This window comes from Sphingobacterium sp. UBA6317, assembly GCF_002440385.1.
Classification (GTDB): Bacteria; Bacteroidota; Bacteroidia; order Sphingobacteriales; family Sphingobacteriaceae; genus Sphingobacterium; species Sphingobacterium multivorum.
In genome coordinates, this window is sequence record NZ_DJTD01000067.1 from 165,394 (window position 1) to 182,814 (window position 17,421).

Consider the following 17,421-nt stretch of genomic DNA (forward strand, 5'->3'; position numbering starts at 1 on the left):
TTGTGGTCAAAGAAATGGCCAATTTTATGCAAGTTGATCTTAGATTTGAAATAACTAACATTACTACAATGCCACGAATAGAGGTCGAAAAAATGCTCAATGTATTTCTTTTGAGGAAGAAAAGAGGTTATAGTCAATTCGAGCTATCTTTTCTCATGGGCCAACGCGACTTTTATGTTCGTGACGCTGAAGATCCCACCCATACTTTAATTTACTCCGTGCCATTTAATAATATATTCCGTGAGATTTTCGATTGTAGCATTGAGCAAATAGTTCCAGATATAACTCAAATAGATTATACAATTCAAATATCTGTAGCAAGGAATGAATCGGCTCCAGTTGTTTATAAAGCTGAAAAATTCTTCAAAGATGGTCGAACAGAACTTTTAGGCGACTTATCTGCTGAACGAAAAGATGTATTACTTCAATCCCCAAGTATAATATCGGAACAATCTGTTAAAGATTGGGTATTTCATCAAATTTCCACAGGATACTTTAACGAAAATAAAAATGCGCTACAAATTCTCAAAGACTATGAGAAGGAACTTGGTAGCACAATACGTCCATTGTTTCTTGCGAATGCATTAAAGGCATGCAAAGGTACAAAAGGAACACCTAAACTGACAAGTAAGAAAGATGAGAACGGGCGGTTTGTTTACCAGAAAAGTAGTTAATAAAAATATCTCCTCAAAATATCGAACATCTAAAGTTACCATAGAAAATAAATCCCTAAACCGAAGTTCTTTAGAAAACTAGGGTTTATTAAGATGCATTGCTCTTTATCATTTTCAAATTTAGCATACGAAAGAGATCTGATAGGTTTTAGGGAAAATACAAAAAAAACCTAGAGTCTTAGTCTAGGCTTTTATATTCTAGTTTTTAATAGGTCTTGCTGGTAATATTCTTAATATACGAGATTTTTCCATTACACCACACTCTCCATTCGATCTAATATAGATTTCGACATCGTCTCCTCTTCCTTTGTCCATCAAAGGATAATTTGTCGGAACTGAAATTTTAAAAGTATATTTATCTACCTGGGTGGTAATTAGATGAGGTGAATCTACCGACCAATTTACGTTTGTATAATCCATACCAGGTTCTGGTTTAAAATAGAAGTAATTATCATTCCATCCTTGCTTGATTCCAACTGGCCCATCTATTGTACCTTTCATTTCAGAACTTACTTCAATAGGATAATTGAATACTTTTCCCTCATAAGTTGATCTAAGGATGACCGTTCCTACAGCATTTCCAATCCTAATGACTTTCCACTGATTATTCCCTAATGATGTCAATGTAGCAATACCAGCTGCGTTTTCAAGAGTTACTTTATAAGGATTTGTAATTGTGTAAACACTTTCTCCACATGTGGAATTTGATCCGCTAAAACTGGAAGCAGGAATTTCATCTGGATTAAGAGCAAAAGGCCTTGTGCTAGCGTAATACCACTCGGTCCATCCATTTGTAGTCTCAGGGTCAGGATAGCCTTCTTTATAATATCTCCACCTAGCTTGCACATCCACAACTGGATTACTAACTGTCACAGTATTTGCTGGAACTGTAAAATCTTTCTGAATCATTTGTGAAAATGTTCCTCCAGACGGCCAATCAGCATTAGTGAAAGGAGCCGTTACCAAAACAACCTCCTGATTATCTTTATAGTAGAATAACTTAGCTTCTCCTTTCACAGGTAAGCCAGACCAAGGGGCAATTGCTGGTTTGGACATCATGAAATAAAATCTCATAGCGGTAGGAGCATTATATTTTAAAAATATGACGTTTCCTTTAAAAGAAACGTTTGTAAGCCCAGCCGATTCTAACCTAATTCGTTGTCCAAATCCTAAATTACATAAGGAAATAAATAAAATTGCAATAAAAAATCTTCTTATTTCCATAATTTGCCAGCTTTAGCGGTTCTTAAATCAGTGGCAAACTTGTCCATATTCATGGAAAAATTGAGATAGTCTATGTTCAAGGTGTGAGTCTTTGAATTGTAGTGAATACTGTCTTTTGGTATATTCAGTATTTTCGAGGTAGTGGTGTAAACAAAGTCTTTTCCGAATTCTTCGCCATCAATTACAATAGTCTCTTCTTTAGGTTTTACGGCTTCTTCTTTCTTACACGCGCTAAAGCCTAGCCCTAGCAGTGCAATAAACATCAAATATCTTTTCATTTTTATATAAGTTTGCAAGCATACTAATTTTAAATACATTTTATATGCCTATTGGTTAATTCTACACAAAAGTGTGTACTGATAAACCGTACCGAATATTTTAATCGGAGCTTTTAGCTATTTAACTAGAATCATAAAAAATAAGAGCTACTTATTTTTTCAACCATTCGGTAGAGATGTTGTAATGTACATTATTTACTTTTTTTGGCCTTCCTAACAACAAAATGATAATTTTCAGAAAACTATCACTTTCGAGATCTATTATTCAAATATTCTCTTGAATAAAACAAACCTAGTCACCTTTATTAAACTAAACATGGATGAAACAGGATATTATAGAAAGCACAGTAAAATAATTGGGATTTCCTTGTGTTTTTTGATGAGCCAGAAAATATGTCGGGGCTCAACCCCAAATTTTTCCAATAAAATTAAGTATGGATATCCCTGCTATTTATAGCGAAAAAAAGCGGCAATTTCTTTCGAAATTGCCGCTCCCACAAGCATATAATCTAAGAGACTACTTAACGTCCCACCATACCGGTGTATAGATTACAACGTTACCTGGATAATTGCTATTTGTTGTTGCTTCACTAAGTGCGTAAGGCATGCGCAAAGGCATTCTGTCTTCACCTAAAGTTGAAGCTGCAGATTTAACAAAGAAGGTTGGATACCCCGTTCTTCGCCATTCAGTCCAAGCTTCGAAGCCTTGGAAACCACACATTGCATAATACTTTTGTGTGATAATAGCTTTTACTTTAGCCTCCACATCGCCAGTGAATTTAGCATCTGGCGCATCAGCAATATATTTGGCAGCATCTGCGGCGTTACCTGTTGCTTTAAAGCTCTCTGTAATACCAGCACTATATAAGCTCTGTGCATCTCCCGTTCCCCAACCTCTTACAACTGCCTCAGCCTGTAAGAACAAACTTTCGCTTGCAGAAAACAGTTTTACTGGTGCTACTGCAGATGTTTGACTCATGGCATTACCTCCAACCATTGGAGAAGGAGTAGATACTAATTTTTTTGAATTACTTGAATACGTCCCTTGAGCAATGTAAGCAATTGTATCCTGTATCTTTGGTTCGTTCGTTTCTGGATCTGTGTATTCAACTTTGTCATAGAAAGCAAATCTGCGAGGATCATTATTTTTGACAAAAGCTTGCACAACGGTTCCACTAGCTACAACATTTTGAGTTTTTCCTAAACCAACCATTTCATTGTAGAAAGGATTTTCATTACCCCCTGTTGTTGTATAAGTGATTGTCGCATCTTGATTCAAGAAAACAGCATTGCTCGCATAAAGTGCTTTAATACCTGCAGCAGCTTTGGTTGCGTTCACATTAGAAAGGCGTAAATAAGCTCTTAATTTTAAGGTATTAGCAAAAGCCTTCCATTTTTCAAGATCGCCATTGAAAATAATATCCTGACTTGCTACTGGAATTGCTTGTTTCACAGCTAGTAAAGATAGTCCTTTATCAATATAATTAAAAATTGAATCGTATACAACTTCCTGAGCTTCATATTTTGGACTCAAATTTCCATCAGCCTTTGATGCTTCAGAAAGCGGAATATCCCCGAAAGCATCGGTTGCAACCTGATATGCATAAGCTTTCAAAATGTGAGCGATACCTTTATAATTTTCGTTATCCGCCACTTTTGAATTGATAATCAATTCAGCGTTGTTTAAAGTTCCCCTGTAGATATTACCCCAAACTCTATCCATAGAAGTATTGGTGATTCTATACTGATCGATAACTCTATATTGAGAAGACGTTGGGTTTTGTGTCCAATACTGTCCCCAAATATTACCAAATACCTGAAAAGAATTTCCAACCACCTGACTGATTGAGGCTTCTACTGTCGGCAATAACAAACTAGGTGTTGCTGACTCCGGGTTATTTGGATTCTCATTGATATCCAAGAATTTATTACATCCAGTCAAGCCCATTGTCGCAACTAAAGCCACAACTAGGAATTTCTTGGTATTATTAAATTTTATAGTTTTCATACTTTATTCGCTTTTAAAATGAAACTTTAACATTAATGCCATAGTTACGCAGTGAAGGTTGTGCGGTAAAATCAAAACCTTGTGCATTACCAGCACCTGATGAATTCACCTCCGGATCAGCATATTTATTTTCGCTTGGCGTCCAGATAAACAGGTTATTTCCAAACAAACCAATAGAAGCAGCTCCAAAAGGCGTGTTTTTCAATTGATTTTTCGTGAATTTATAGCTCAGTGTCAAGTTACGAAGCTTGATGTAAGTTGCGTCCACTACATTCATTCCAGACTCCAGTGAACCATAGTAATTTTGCTTATCGTAGGTTACCGATGTATTTTCAATAGAGTTTCCGTTATCATCCAAGTAGACAGAATTTGGGAAAATCTGTGCAATTCGCTCACCACCGGTTTCAGCAGATGTTCCAACGAAAGCCATGATATCTTTTGTTCTTGAAAAGAATACACCGCCTTGTTTTGTATCAAATAAAGCACTCATTGACCAATTTTTGTAGGTCAGGTTAGTACCCAAGGATGCTTGGAAATCTGGATTATAGGTACCTAAATATTGTGGTTTTTCAGTAGCTAATGGCATACCGGATGCCTGATCTACAATCGTACGACCCTGAGCGTCCGTAGCATTTGTAACTCCATAAAACTCACCATATGGACGACCTACCGCTGCCACGATATTCATACCAGAGAAACCACCGACAGAAACCTGTTCTACACCGGGCATCAATTCGATAACTTTACTGTTATTTTTTGTGAATGTTCCAAACAATTCCCATGTCAAATTCTCTGTTTTCACCGGTGTTCCTCTCAATGTCAATTCAACACCATTATTTTGGACCTTACCAGCATTTACCAAGGCAAATCCGTAACCTGTTGAAACTGGAATTGGAATACTTAGGATTTGATTTTTCGAATTATTTTTGTAATAAGTGAAATCTGCGTAAAGACGATTATTTAAGAAACCTAATTCAGCACCTACTTCGAATGATGTTGTGATTTCAGGTTTCAAACCTGCATTTCCAATTGTATTACTTGACATCAACGCGGATACGTTTCCAAATGGAAAAGTTGTTGAACCAAAACCGCCAGCAATCGTACTTCTAGAGAACGTTGTAATTAATTGATATGGATCTGTATCTGAACCAACTTGCGCCCAGTTTGCACGTAATTTGGCATAATTGAACTTGCTCTTCAATTCAGGTTTAAACAATTCAGATAGAACAAATGATCCACTTACGCTTGGGTAAAAGAAAGAATTATTTTGTTTTGGCAAAGTGGATGACCAATCGTTACGTGCTGTAGCTTGTAAATAAGCTATATTTTTATACGAAACATTCAAATCTCCATAAACACCTACTAAACGACGATTGCTCCAAGTATCTTCGATTAGATCCAATGGACCATTCGAGTTAGCTAAATTATACCAACCTGGTACTACAAGTCCTCCACTTGAATTGGTAGCAGTGCTATTATTCGAAGTTTTGCGTTGACGAATATTATTACCAATCATAAATGATGCATCCCAGTCCTCATTAAATTTATGAGTAGCGGTTGCCATGAAATCATGTACAATTTCATTCACATTAAATTGATCGATTCTATAACTTCCTGGATCCGTTTGAACGTTTCCTTTCACATAATTACCTGTAGAGTTATCAGCAGGCAGGTAGCTATATTTTGGAGACTGCGCTCTTCTACGATCGGTATAATTGTCTAAACCTACACGTTCTTGAAATGTTAACCATTCGGTCGGCTTATAATTCACATTGAAGTTCCCCATAATGCGGTTCACATCATTGTAATTATTATAATTCGCTAATACCCAATAAGGGTTCATGGTATAAGCACCGTAATAACCGTATACATCATCATGCAAAACACCGTTTGCATCCGTATATCCATACGCATTATACGGATTTGAAAGATCTTTCAATCCTTTAACATCAATATCGCGCGGGGTCTGCAATAGGTTGTTATAAACAGAACCACCGCCTTGGCCACCACCGACATTGTTACTGTTAATACGGCTATAATTTACAGAAACACCGGCACTGAATTTATCAGAGAATTCCGTGGTTCCATTAAATCTGACACCATATTTATTGTAGTTATCTTTCTTCCCAGGATAAACACCATTTGAATTCAAGGCATTTAATCCCAGATAGAATGTAGACTTTTCTGAACCGCCTGAAAAACTAAGGTTATTGTCAGAAGCAATACCCAGATCAAAGAAATCGCGTACATTATCTTTTACTGCAGAATAAGCTTTCTTCTGGCGAACGCCATCTATCGCCTGTCCCCATTCTTGAACATTGCCTGTAAAAGGAGCTCCCCACGAACCATTTTCCCTCGGATCATTCACATAATCAATAAAAGCTCCTGTCTTTTCATCAAATGCAGCATAGCCTTGTCCGTATTCATTTTGAAATTCAGGTAACTTCAAAATAGAAGACAATGTATTGGTGGAGCTAAATGTAATGGCACTTTTCGCACCTTTTTTTCCACTTTTCGTTGTAATGATCAACGCACCATTCGAAGCTCTTGAACCATACAATGCCGCCGCCGCAGGGCCTTTTAATACGGTCACGGATTCGATATCATCCGGATTGATATCATTACCACGGTTACCAAAATCCACACTTGAAAGATCACTTGATCCACCAACTTTACTTGTATTATCAATCGGCGTACCATCAACAACAATCAGTGCTTGGTTATTTCCAGCAATAGAAGAACCACCACGTAATACAACACGAGATGAACTACCTGGAGAATTTGATGTAGAGGTAATGTTTACCCCTGCAACTTTACCAGCTAAAGAATTGATCGCACTCGAATTACGGCCTTCTGTCAATTCGTCGCTCTTAATTGTTGGCGCAGAATAACCTAACGAACGTTTCTCCCTCTTAATTGCATTTGCTGTAACAACAACTTCTTCCAAAGCATTGTCATGATTTACTAAAGAGACATTGAATACCGTACTGTTGTTATTAACAATAATAGTTTTATCATCAAAACCAACGGAACGGAATACGACAACCTTACCTGCCGGTACATTCAATGAATAATTACCATCAGTATCAGTCTGCGTTGCCTGATTAGTTCCTTGTACAACTACTGTCACCCCTGGTATTGCTTTACCGTCAGCAGATGTAACACGACCACTAATCTTCTTTTCTTGAGCGAATGCAACCGAAGTCAGAATCATACCGCCAACAAGAAAACTTAGTAATGTTTGTTTCATGTTTTAGTTAGTTAATTTTATTATTTTTTCTAATCCTATATATTGATATAAATTATATCCGTTATCATAACCGTCTAAACATAAATTGCCTAGACAATAAACAGCAAAAACATAACATGCTATTGCAGTTTATTCAGTAACAGTTGAAAATATTTTTGGAAAAGCGGGCCCCAGGTAGATGCAGGGTCAGTCCTTAGATAAATATCCAGCTGTAAAATTTGCTCTTTTCAGCATTTACAGTAAATAATAGTTAGTGCGATTTTTATTAGCGGTGTCAAATATAGAAAGCCAAAGTTGCTTTTACAAGTTTTTTAACATAATCTCCAGAAAACAGGAAATACCGCAATAATAAGTTCACAATTTTACAAATTGTTACAAAAGAATCATTTTAGAATAAAAATTCTTCAAACAATTTTCAAACAGAATTTTATACGGAATCAGCCATAATTAACAAAACATTAACAATGTTATAAGAAAACGTTAACATGTTATTCTATTATTTTTCTGTATTAAAACACAAGTAATTTATAATGATTCTAAACACTTTAAAATCGAATTATAACAAAAAAAAGACGCTCTACCTTCTCAGGCTGAGCGTCTTTCACTGTGATGTTAAATTAGTGCAAAAGCAACTTATTTATTGATATTTAATCGATATACTCAAATTTAGTGTACGGCACCAAAACTGCAGGAATCTTAATTCCTTTTTCCGTTTGATTATTCTCCAATAGCGCTGCGACAATACGTGGTAAAGCTAACGCCGAACCGTTCAAGGTATGTGCCAGCTGCATCTTGCCATCAGCATTTTTAAAACGGACTTTCAAACGATTCGCTTGATAAGTTTCAAAATTGGAAACGGAAGATACTTCTAACCAACGTTTCTGAGCAGAACTATACACTTCCATGTCATAGGTCAATGCAGAAGTAAAACTCATATCTCCACCGCAAAGGCGCAATACACGGTAAGGAAGCTCTAATTTCTGCAACAGACGCTGTACGTATAAACTCATTTCCTCGAGCACTTCATAAGACTTTTCAGGATGTACAAGCTGCACCGTCTCCACTTTGTCAAATTGGTGTAGTCGGTTCAATCCACGTACATGTGCCCCATATGAACCTGCTTCACGACGGAAACATGGTGTATAAGCACAATGTTTAATTGGAAACTGTGCTTCTTTCACAATCTCGTCTCTATAAATGTTGGTGACCGGAACTTCAGCTGTAGGGATCAAATACAGATTGTCGTTACCCACATAGTACATCTGTCCTTCTTTATCCGGTAATTGTCCCGTAGCAAATGCAGAATCTTCATTGACCAAAATGGGCACCTGTACTTCCTCATAACCTTCTTCTGCGGCCTGATCTAAAAAGAAATTGATCAATGCCCGTTGCAATTTAGCACCTTTACCTTTATAGATAGGAAAACCTGCACCGGCAACTTTTACGCCAAGCTCTAAATCAACAATATCATATTTGTTCAACAATTCCCAATGCGGCAATGCCTCCTCCGACAAAGCCGGGATTTCGCCATGGCTCAAAACAACTTCGTTGTCCTCAGCACTTACTCCTGCTGGAACCGATTGATGCGGTAAATTAGGTAATTGTACGATCTTCTCATTCAATTGTGCCTCAATTGTACCCAATTGATCCAAAAGTTGCTTCACTTGCTCTTTATATCCCGAGGATTTGGATTTAACGGTTTCAGCTTCTTCTTTTTTACCTTGGCGCATCAGATCTCCAATCTGTTTTGCTGCCGCATTAGCCTCTGCCGAAAGTGTGTCAGATTCCGATTGGATCTTACGACGCTCTTCATCTAAACTGATGATTTCGTCGACCAATCCAATTTCCTTGAAATGCTTGACAGCCAATCTTTCGATTACCGTATCCCTGTTCTCACGGATATAATTCAATTGCAACATAATATCAATGTGTTATTTAAAATAGTGAACAAACTTAGATAAATTTGCCTTTATTTACAAGCAATTTTATTCCTAAACCACCATCCAAAAGGCTTTTTGACTACTTTACGGCGCTCTATTTTCATTACACCGCATCGGCTAACATCCATCAGCCCATGAAAGACCAATCTTCCATGGAACCGATGTTTATAACCCATGATCCATAGAAAGAGCGTATCCATTAGACGCCTAATCGATACGCTCTATAATTCGATCTATATTCAAAGCCCTATGCTGAGATTCAACCTGATGAACTCATGTGATGCGCATTTGCTAAGCAATGCTTACCTCATCGCATAAATAAACATCCTGAATGGCATGTAATAATGCGACACCTTCATTCATTGGCTTTTGGAAAGCCTTACGGCCGGAGATCAACCCTGTGCCACCTGCACGCTTGTTGATAACCGCAGTTTTTACAGCTTCCTGGATATCATTCTGTCCCGAAGCTCCACCAGAATTGATCAAGCCAGCCCGACCGGCAAAGCAATTAAGCACCTGGTAGCGGCATAAATCAATAGGGTGATCGGAAGAAAGCTGTGTATACATGCGTTCATCCAGCTTTCCATAACTACTTTTCCCCATATTTAATGCTTTAAAGCCTCCGTTTAATTCGGGTAGTTTTTGCTTAATGATATCCGCTTTGATCGTTACGCCCAAATGATTGGCCTGTCCGGTAAGATCCGCTGCTAAATGATAATCTTTATCACCTACTTTAAAGGCCGAGTTGCGCAGATAACACCATAATACCGTCGCCATCCCCAAAGAATGTGCTTCTTCAAATGCTTTTGCCACTTCGATAATCTGACGGTCTGATTCCTCAGATCCAAAATAGATGGTCGCCCCTACCGCAACTGCCCCCATATTCCAGGCTTCGCGAATTGTTCCGTACAAGATTTGGTCGGCTCGATTGGGATAGGTCAATAGTTCATTATGATTGATTTTAACCAGAAACGGAATCTTGTGTGCATACTTTCGGGCAACGGCTCCTAAGACACCAAAGGTAGATGCCACGGCATTGCAGTTTCCTTCCAAAGCTAGCTTGACAATATTTTCCGGATCAAAATACTGAGGATTTGGCGCAAAAGAAGCTCCTGCACTGTGTTCGATTCCCTGATCTACGGGCAATATCGAAAGATACCCGGTATTGGCTAACCGACCCGTTCCAAAAAGTTGCCCCAAACTCCGCAAGACCTGCGGGCTACGGTCACTCGAACTATATACTTGGTCAATAAATCCTGCTTGTGGAAGATGAAGTATTGTTTTGGAAACTGCGGGTTGATCAAATTCTAACAAATAACTCGCTTCAGCACCCAGATGTGCCTGTATTTTTTCAATGTATTGCATAATTTATTTAAAATAAAGTGATGGAGTTTACCATTATCTTTAAAATAAAACTCCAAAAAGCACAGAATGTTTTAGCGCATATTATATAGTAAAAAAAACTTAACTTTGACCATGTTATATTTAGTTCCGACACCTATTGGCAATCTGGAGGACATGACGTTCCGTGCGATCAATGTCCTGAAAGAAGTGGACCTCATCTTAGCAGAGGATACCAGGACCAGCGCTCCGCTTTTGAAGCATTTTGGAATCGACAAAAAAGTATTTGCGCATCATCAGCACAATGAACATAAAGCGGTATCTGAAATCATTAAATTCTTGAAAGAAGGGCAAAACATTGCATTGATTTCAGACGCAGGGACACCGGCGATCTCAGATCCTGGATTTTTGCTGGTGCGTGAAGCCATCAAAGAAGGGCTTGAAGTGCAGTGCTTACCAGGCGCAACAGCTTTCGTGCCAGCGCTTGTCAATTCGGGCCTTCCCAACGACCGTTTTTGCTTTGAAGGTTTTCTACCCGTCAAAAAAGGAAGGCAAACGCGCTTAAAAGCTTTGGCAGAGGAAAAAAGAACGATGATCTTCTACGAGTCGCCACATCGTATTCTCAAAACCATCGAAGAATTTATCACCGTTTTTGGAGCAGAAAGACAAGCTTCGATATCACGTGAACTGAGCAAACTCTATGAAGAAAATGTTCGCGGAACATTAACTGATTTAAAATTACACTTTGAAAACAATCCGATTAAAGGAGAATTTGTATTTTGTGTAGCGGGATTGGAATAAATTTTGACAATCTTTAGGTATTAAAAAGTATTTGACATGAACATGGAACAATTTGCACAGGACGGGCAGGACATAAAAATCATTGAAAAATTGGTTACTAAAGTCCAAGATATGCTTACTCCAGGGGAAAAAATAGATTATATTGCAGTTCAAAAGAAACCTGCAGTTACTATTTTACCAGATAGTATCACCATCAGTAATAAGCGCATATTTATGTGCGAATTTACTAAACTGGGTCTGGCTACTGATTTTGAAATCTTCGGTTGGCAAGATATCAAGGATATTGCCTTTAAGGAAGAAATATTCGGTTCAAAAGTTACGGTTATACCATTTACTGGCGAGAACTTAAGCATAGACTATATCCCTAAAGTTCAGGCTAGGAAATTGTATCAATATATTAAAGCCGCCCTTGAAAACTATAAAAAAGCGGAATTGGCTGCCGAAAAAGAAAAAATAGTCATTGCTCCAACAGTTGCAAAGGAAGTGATTATCGAACGGCCAGAAAATAATACACCGGTTCAGCCAGCAGTTACAGCTCCGGCGGCACCTCAAGCTGTTGTATCGGCACCAGTAACTCCGCCAGCGCCAACGGTATCAAACATCCCGCCCGCTCCACCCGTTAAAGAAGAGGAAGATGATGAAATTACCTTAAAGCTCAAAAAATTAAAAACACTCTTCGACAAACAATTGATTACCCAAGAGGAATACGAGAGTAAAAAGAGAGAAGTTTTATCCAGTTTATAATCATAAATGGGAGAAAATATATAGTGAAAAATAACTATCTACTGGCACTTTTAAGTGCCTTTTTATTGTGGTTCGGCTGGCCTCCAATCCCCTATTCCAGTCCATTGTTATTTATTGGGTTTGTTCCACTACTCATTGCAGTGGAAAATATTATCCGGAGTGAAACATTCAAAAAGAAAGGCCGAAAAATATTTCTTACTACAGGACTCACCGCAGTTGTCTGGAATACGGCCTCTATTTATTGGGTATACAACTCCATTTCGGCAGTTATGCCGCCTTTTGCAGCTGTTATCATCAGTCTGATCCCTTTTTGCCTTGGCGCCGCTTTAATGGCGTTAGCTTTCAGGCTTTATGGGCAATTACGACGTAAAACGAACATTCTGTTATCCCTTTTCGGATTAATGGGATTCTGGATAAGCTATGAATTTCTACACGAATCCTGGGATTTAGCCTTCCCTTGGATGACTTTGGGCAATGGTTTCGCCAGTTTTCATCAATTGATCCAATGGTATGACATCACAGGGGTCTATGGCGGAACAATATGGATCTGGCTCGTCAACATCTTGGTATTTACACTTTACCTCAATCGAAAAGGACTTTATCCGATCAAACGTAAGATCTTTCCGATAGCTTCTTTAGCTGCAGTCTTATTAGTTCCCAGTACCTACTCGCTGATACGTTACTTCAAGTATGAAGAACATCAGAATCCTGCACAGATTGTTGTTGTTCAACCGAATATTGACCCTTATATTAAATTCAATTTAAGTCCCGAGGAACAATTAAACACCTTATTCGCCTTATCAAATTCAGTCGCCAAACCCAATACGGAGTTTTTCATCTGGCCTGAAACTGCACTTTCACAGAACGGCGATTTTGACGAGGAAAACTTTAGGGAAACCTATTCTTACCAGCGCATTTTAAAATTTTTAGATCAATATAAAAATGGTAATGTACTTTCAGGTATTGAAAGCTATCAGTTGTACAACTATGCAAAAACACCTACTGCGCGTGAAATAGCTCCTAATGTATATCAAGATAATTTCAATGCCGCAACATTGATCGATTATTCCTCCAAACTTCAGTTTTACCATAAGTCCAAACTCGTTCCGGGCGTAGAGCAAATGCCTTTTGGGGCAGCGATGAACTTCCTGAAACCTTTATTTAAAGCATTCGGTGGTACGACGGGTGGCTACGGAAAACAGACTGAACCTTCCGTATTCTATGCCCAGAGCGGTATTGGTGCCGCACCCGTTATCTGTTATGAATCCATCTGGGGCAATTATGTTTCCAAATACGTCAAAAAAGGCGCTCAGTTTATTGCCATTATCACTAATGATGGCTGGTGGGGCAATACTTCGGGTAAAGACCAGCATTTACAGTATGCCAAACTGCGTGCGATTGAAAACAGGCGCTGGGTTGCCCGATCGGCAAATACAGGGATTTCAGGCTTTATCAATCAACGTGGCGATATTGTACAGCAGACTAAATGGTGGCAGCCTGCGGCCTTAAATCAGGAAATTAATTTAAATGAAGAAATTACGTTCTACACGCAAGCAGGTGATATCGCTGCCTATTTGGGTTTGGTGCTCGCACTAGGAGGAATTGTGATACTCATCGTGGTCAGACCAAAAGAGAACTTGTCTAAATAGAAAAGTAGCGCCAAACTGAAGTAATAGATTGGCGCTATTTTTTTCATCAGAACGGAAAAATACTCATCTTATTCCTTTCCAGGCAAAAGAGCCTAATTCTGATGAGACCCGCTACGCCAGCACTGTCAGCTACAATTAGAAAAATAAAATGATAAAAATAAGTCATTTAATACCTTTAATTTACTTTGGAGATTTGTAATTTTGCAGCATGCAAGTATATTTTGATAATGCAGCGACTACAGCCTTAGATCCTGAAGTAATAAAAGTAATGGTGGATGTGATGAACAATAACTTTGGAAATCCATCTTCTATCCATAGTCACGGACGACAAGTAAAAACAATTGTAGAAAAAGCACGTAAAACGATTGCCAATCTACTTCATGTATCTCCAGCAGAGATCTTCTTCACATCGGGTGGAACCGAGGCCGACAATATGGCCATCGTTAGGTCAATCGCCGACTTTGGGATAACCCATGCCATCACCTCACCTATTGAGCACCATGCCGTATTACATACCTTAGAAGAGCTAGAAAAAGCCGGTAAGGTGCACCTCGACTTATTGGAAGTTGACGAGAAAGGTAATTTAAATCTCAACCAGCTGGAAGAACTTTTAAGTACCAATCCGCGTACGTTTGTTTCCATTATGCATGCCAATAATGAGATCGGAAATCTCAACGATATTCAACGTATATCCGAGTTATGCCAAAAGTATAATGCGATATTCCATTCGGACACGGTACAGACCATGGGGCATTATCCACATGATCTTGGTAGCCTCAAAATAGATTTTATAACAGGGGCTGCACATAAATTCCATGGCCCAAAAGGGGTTGGTTTTCTTTACATCAATGCGAATAACAAGATTAAACCGTTAATCTATGGTGGAGCACAAGAGCGCAACATGCGTGGTGGAACAGAAAATGTCTATGGAATAGCGGGTCTTGCCAAAGCTTTGGAACTTGCCTATGAGCACATGGAAGAAAACCACGCTTATATTCAAGGACTCAAATCTTATATGATCGACGAGTTGCAGAAAGCAATCCCCGAGATTGATTTTAATGGTGTTATTGAACCGCAAAAATCACTGTATACCGTACTGAATGTTTCTTTCCCTTGCAGTGACCTTGCCGACATGCTTTTATTCAACCTGGATATTGCAGGGATCTCTTGTTCTGGTGGCAGTGCCTGCAGCTCAGGAACAGACATCGGATCGCATGTATTGGGTGCAATCAAATCAAGCTCGGAGCGTCCTTCGGTTCGTTTTTCATTCTGCAAGCATAATACAAAGGAAGAAGTCGATTTTGTGGTAGCAACCTTGAAAGAACTTTGTACAAAGAACAAATAACATTTCCAGATATAGCTTCAAGGATGACCCGCAAGTGAAGAAAAAAATCTCAAGCTTGTAGCAATAAGAACTTATTCGATAGCCGAAAACAGCTATACATCCAAAAACATAAAAAAGCCGAAAGTATACTTTCGGCTTTTTTATGTTTTAATATAGCCCTTAGGCTATATATCAATTTTTTGTCAAGACATAATATTTGGAAATATCACCCGTAATATCATTTCCGGAAAGATCCAGCTGGCTGAGTATCCGATTTCCTAATTTGAACTTATAGTCGACGCCGTCCAATGTAATGATGTTGCCATCCAATTTCCATTTTCCTTCACGCATAAACACATCATCACTTTTATTAAGGTATTTAGATGAATATTGGTAGGTGTTGTCTGCATGCAATGAAATAAGCGTTTCTATACCATCACAATCCGCACAAGGCATGACACCTCTATATTCACCAATCACTACTTCCGCCTTATCCCTACCTTTTAGGTCTTGTAAATTATCTTTATAGACCGCAACACTTTGTTTGGGATTATCACATCCCACCATTCCAATTGTCAATAACAAACCCACAATCCAAATATACCTTTTCATCTCATTCCAAATTCAAAAAAATCAGCATCTAACAGTTACACCAATAAATTCATAACAAATTAAATACCAAAAATTTAGAAAAGATTAAAAATCATCTTCATCATCGTCTGTCAAGAATGACAATGCACCTTGTAACTCGCCCAAAGCATGGAAATTACGCGTCTTGCGCGCGATCTCAATTCCGGATCTATAGGTATCAATCGCGGACTCCTGTTTATTTAATTTTTCGTACAATTTACCCAAATGATAATACGTTCCTATATAATCTGGATTCGTATGTACTAAATTCTCAAATCTTACCATGGCCTCTTGTTCATCTTCCTGCTTGAGATATTCAGCTGCAATCGCATATTTTAAAAATGGATCTTCAGGGCTCTCTTTCAAAAATTCATTCAGTTGATCCAATCGTGTCGACATATCTTTTTTATTTCAAACTTAGACAAATTGCATATTATATGCAATTTAATTGTATATCCACTAAAACAATTCCTTGTCTCTCCATATCACACGAAAGGTTTTTATAAACAGGGACCCCGAATGAGCTGCGATGTTATATAAAATTACTATGCTAGCATATAAAATGACAATTTACTGACGTAATAAATCTATTGTCAAGAACCGGCTATTTAAAATAAAAAATTACAAAAATGACAATAAAACACATCAATATTATATCACATCAAAAAAAATAAAAGAAAAAAACTAGTAAAATTACAAATTCATCAAAATCTCAAGACAACTTTTTAACAGCATTTAAAACGCCTTAGCACTTTTTAATTGAAAGAAAATATGGTAAGTTTGAGTAAAACCAATCGTATATGAAAATATTAGTTTGTATAAGTAATGTCCCTGACACTACATCCAAAATCACTTTTACAAATGACAACACTGCATTTAATACAGCTGGTGTACAATTCATTATAAACCCTTATGATGAAATTGCTTTATCCAAAGCAGTTGAGTTGGCCGAAGGTGGAAAAGGAACCGTAACTGTCATCAATGTGGGCGATGCATCTACTGATGCAACCATTCGAAAAGCATTGGCAATTGGTGCAGACAATGCTGTACGGATTAACGCCGTTCCGCGCGATGCTTGGTTTGTTGCGAATCAGATAGCACAATATGCCAAAGACAATGCATTTGATTTGATCTTAACCGGCCGCGAATCAATCGACTATAACGGTGCTCAAGTGGGAGCAATCGTAGGAGAACTGCTGCATATCCCTTCTGTTTCCATTGCCAAAAAAGTTGATATTGCGGGCGACGCAGTCACAGTTGAGCGCGAGATTGAAGGTGGAAAAGAAGTATTGACAGCAAAGCTGCCCATCGTCATTGGTACAGCAGAAGGTGTTGCCGAGCCAAAAATACCGAATATGCGTGGTATTATGAGTGCGCGGACCAAACCATTGGATGTGCTGGAACCTTCCACTATAGACGTTCTTGAACACATTGTCAGCTATGAGACACCTGCTCCGCGCGGTTCGGTCAAACTTGTTGACGCTGCCGAGGTAGAAAAATTAGTTTCTCTTCTTCACGACGAAGCTAAAGTTATTTAATCTTTAAACGCTAAAACACT

General features: G+C 38.3%; 14 protein-coding genes. 6 read left to right on the plus strand and 8 right to left on the minus strand.

What is annotated here, in order from left to right; all coding sequences use genetic code 11:
- The first annotated feature begins 2 nt into the window (after positions 1-2).
- On the plus strand, positions 3-674 hold the full coding sequence (locus B3E92_RS22300) for a hypothetical protein (RefSeq protein WP_145330275.1): 672 nt from the start codon (positions 3-5) through the stop codon (positions 672-674).
- Positions 675-872: 198 nt separating this feature from the next.
- Here the strand turns inward: B3E92_RS22300 and B3E92_RS22305 are convergent, their stop codons facing one another.
- From B3E92_RS22305 to B3E92_RS22330, 6 genes are all read right to left on the minus strand, one after another.
- The gene (locus B3E92_RS22305) at positions 873-1,898 is read right to left on the minus strand and encodes a hypothetical protein (protein ID WP_145330277.1); all 1,026 of its coding nucleotides are present in this window, start codon (positions 1,896-1,898) and stop codon (positions 873-875) included.
- Entirely contained in the window at positions 1,889-2,176 is a 288-nt protein-coding gene (locus B3E92_RS22310; RefSeq protein ID WP_145330279.1) for a hypothetical protein, read from the minus strand. The genes B3E92_RS22305 and B3E92_RS22310 overlap by 10 nt, the downstream gene beginning before the upstream one ends.
- A 517-nt stretch (positions 2,177-2,693) precedes the next feature.
- Positions 2,694-4,184, minus strand: coding sequence for a SusD/RagB family nutrient-binding outer membrane lipoprotein (locus B3E92_RS22315; protein ID WP_286898411.1), 1,491 nt, complete (start codon positions 4,182-4,184; stop codon positions 2,694-2,696).
- 13 nt (positions 4,185-4,197) lie between these two features.
- Entirely contained in the window at positions 4,198-7,434 is a 3,237-nt protein-coding gene (locus tag B3E92_RS22320; protein ID WP_145330281.1) for a SusC/RagA family TonB-linked outer membrane protein, read from the minus strand.
- Positions 7,435-8,081: 647 nt separating this feature from the next.
- A complete protein-coding gene (gene serS, locus B3E92_RS22325; RefSeq protein ID WP_286709347.1) occupies positions 8,082-9,353 on the minus strand; it encodes a serine--tRNA ligase in 1,272 nt (423 codons plus the stop codon).
- Positions 9,354-9,665: 312 nt separating this feature from the next.
- Complete coding sequence (locus B3E92_RS22330; protein ID WP_286709346.1) at positions 9,666-10,739, minus strand: class I fructose-bisphosphate aldolase; 1,074 nt, start codon at positions 10,737-10,739, stop codon at positions 9,666-9,668.
- A gap of 111 nt (positions 10,740-10,850) precedes the next feature.
- Between B3E92_RS22330 and rsmI the strand changes: the two genes are divergently transcribed.
- The 4 genes from rsmI to B3E92_RS22350 all read left to right on the plus strand — a co-directional run bounded on the left by rsmI (position 10,851) and on the right by B3E92_RS22350 (position 15,254).
- Complete coding sequence (rsmI, locus tag B3E92_RS22335; RefSeq protein ID WP_083663502.1) at positions 10,851-11,516, plus strand: 16S rRNA (cytidine(1402)-2'-O)-methyltransferase; 666 nt, start codon at positions 10,851-10,853, stop codon at positions 11,514-11,516.
- Positions 11,517-11,558: 42 nt separating this feature from the next.
- Positions 11,559-12,260 (plus strand): PH domain-containing protein, encoded by a 702-nt coding sequence (locus B3E92_RS22340; RefSeq protein WP_312715832.1) that lies wholly within the window; start codon positions 11,559-11,561, stop codon positions 12,258-12,260.
- A 23-nt stretch (positions 12,261-12,283) separates the two neighbouring features.
- Entirely contained in the window at positions 12,284-13,909 is a 1,626-nt protein-coding gene (lnt, locus tag B3E92_RS22345; protein WP_286898413.1) for an apolipoprotein N-acyltransferase, read from the plus strand.
- A 208-nt stretch (positions 13,910-14,117) separates the two neighbouring features.
- Entirely contained in the window at positions 14,118-15,254 is a 1,137-nt protein-coding gene (locus B3E92_RS22350; protein ID WP_286898415.1) for a cysteine desulfurase family protein, read from the plus strand.
- Positions 15,255-15,425: 171 nt separating this feature from the next.
- On the opposite strand, the gene B3E92_RS22355 is transcribed toward B3E92_RS22350, so the two are convergent.
- Positions 15,426-15,845 (minus strand): copper resistance protein NlpE, encoded by a 420-nt coding sequence (locus tag B3E92_RS22355; RefSeq protein ID WP_070565053.1) that lies wholly within the window; start codon positions 15,843-15,845, stop codon positions 15,426-15,428.
- Between the two features lie 84 nt (positions 15,846-15,929).
- On the minus strand, positions 15,930-16,262 hold the full coding sequence (locus B3E92_RS22360) for a tetratricopeptide repeat protein (protein ID WP_286898416.1): 333 nt from the start codon (positions 16,260-16,262) through the stop codon (positions 15,930-15,932).
- Between the two features lie 401 nt (positions 16,263-16,663).
- Here B3E92_RS22360 and B3E92_RS22365 point away from each other — a divergent pair, with 401 nt between their 5' ends.
- Complete coding sequence (locus tag B3E92_RS22365) at positions 16,664-17,401, plus strand: electron transfer flavoprotein subunit beta/FixA family protein (RefSeq protein ID WP_286767039.1); 738 nt, start codon at positions 16,664-16,666, stop codon at positions 17,399-17,401.
- The last annotated feature ends 20 nt before the right edge of the window (positions 17,402-17,421 follow it).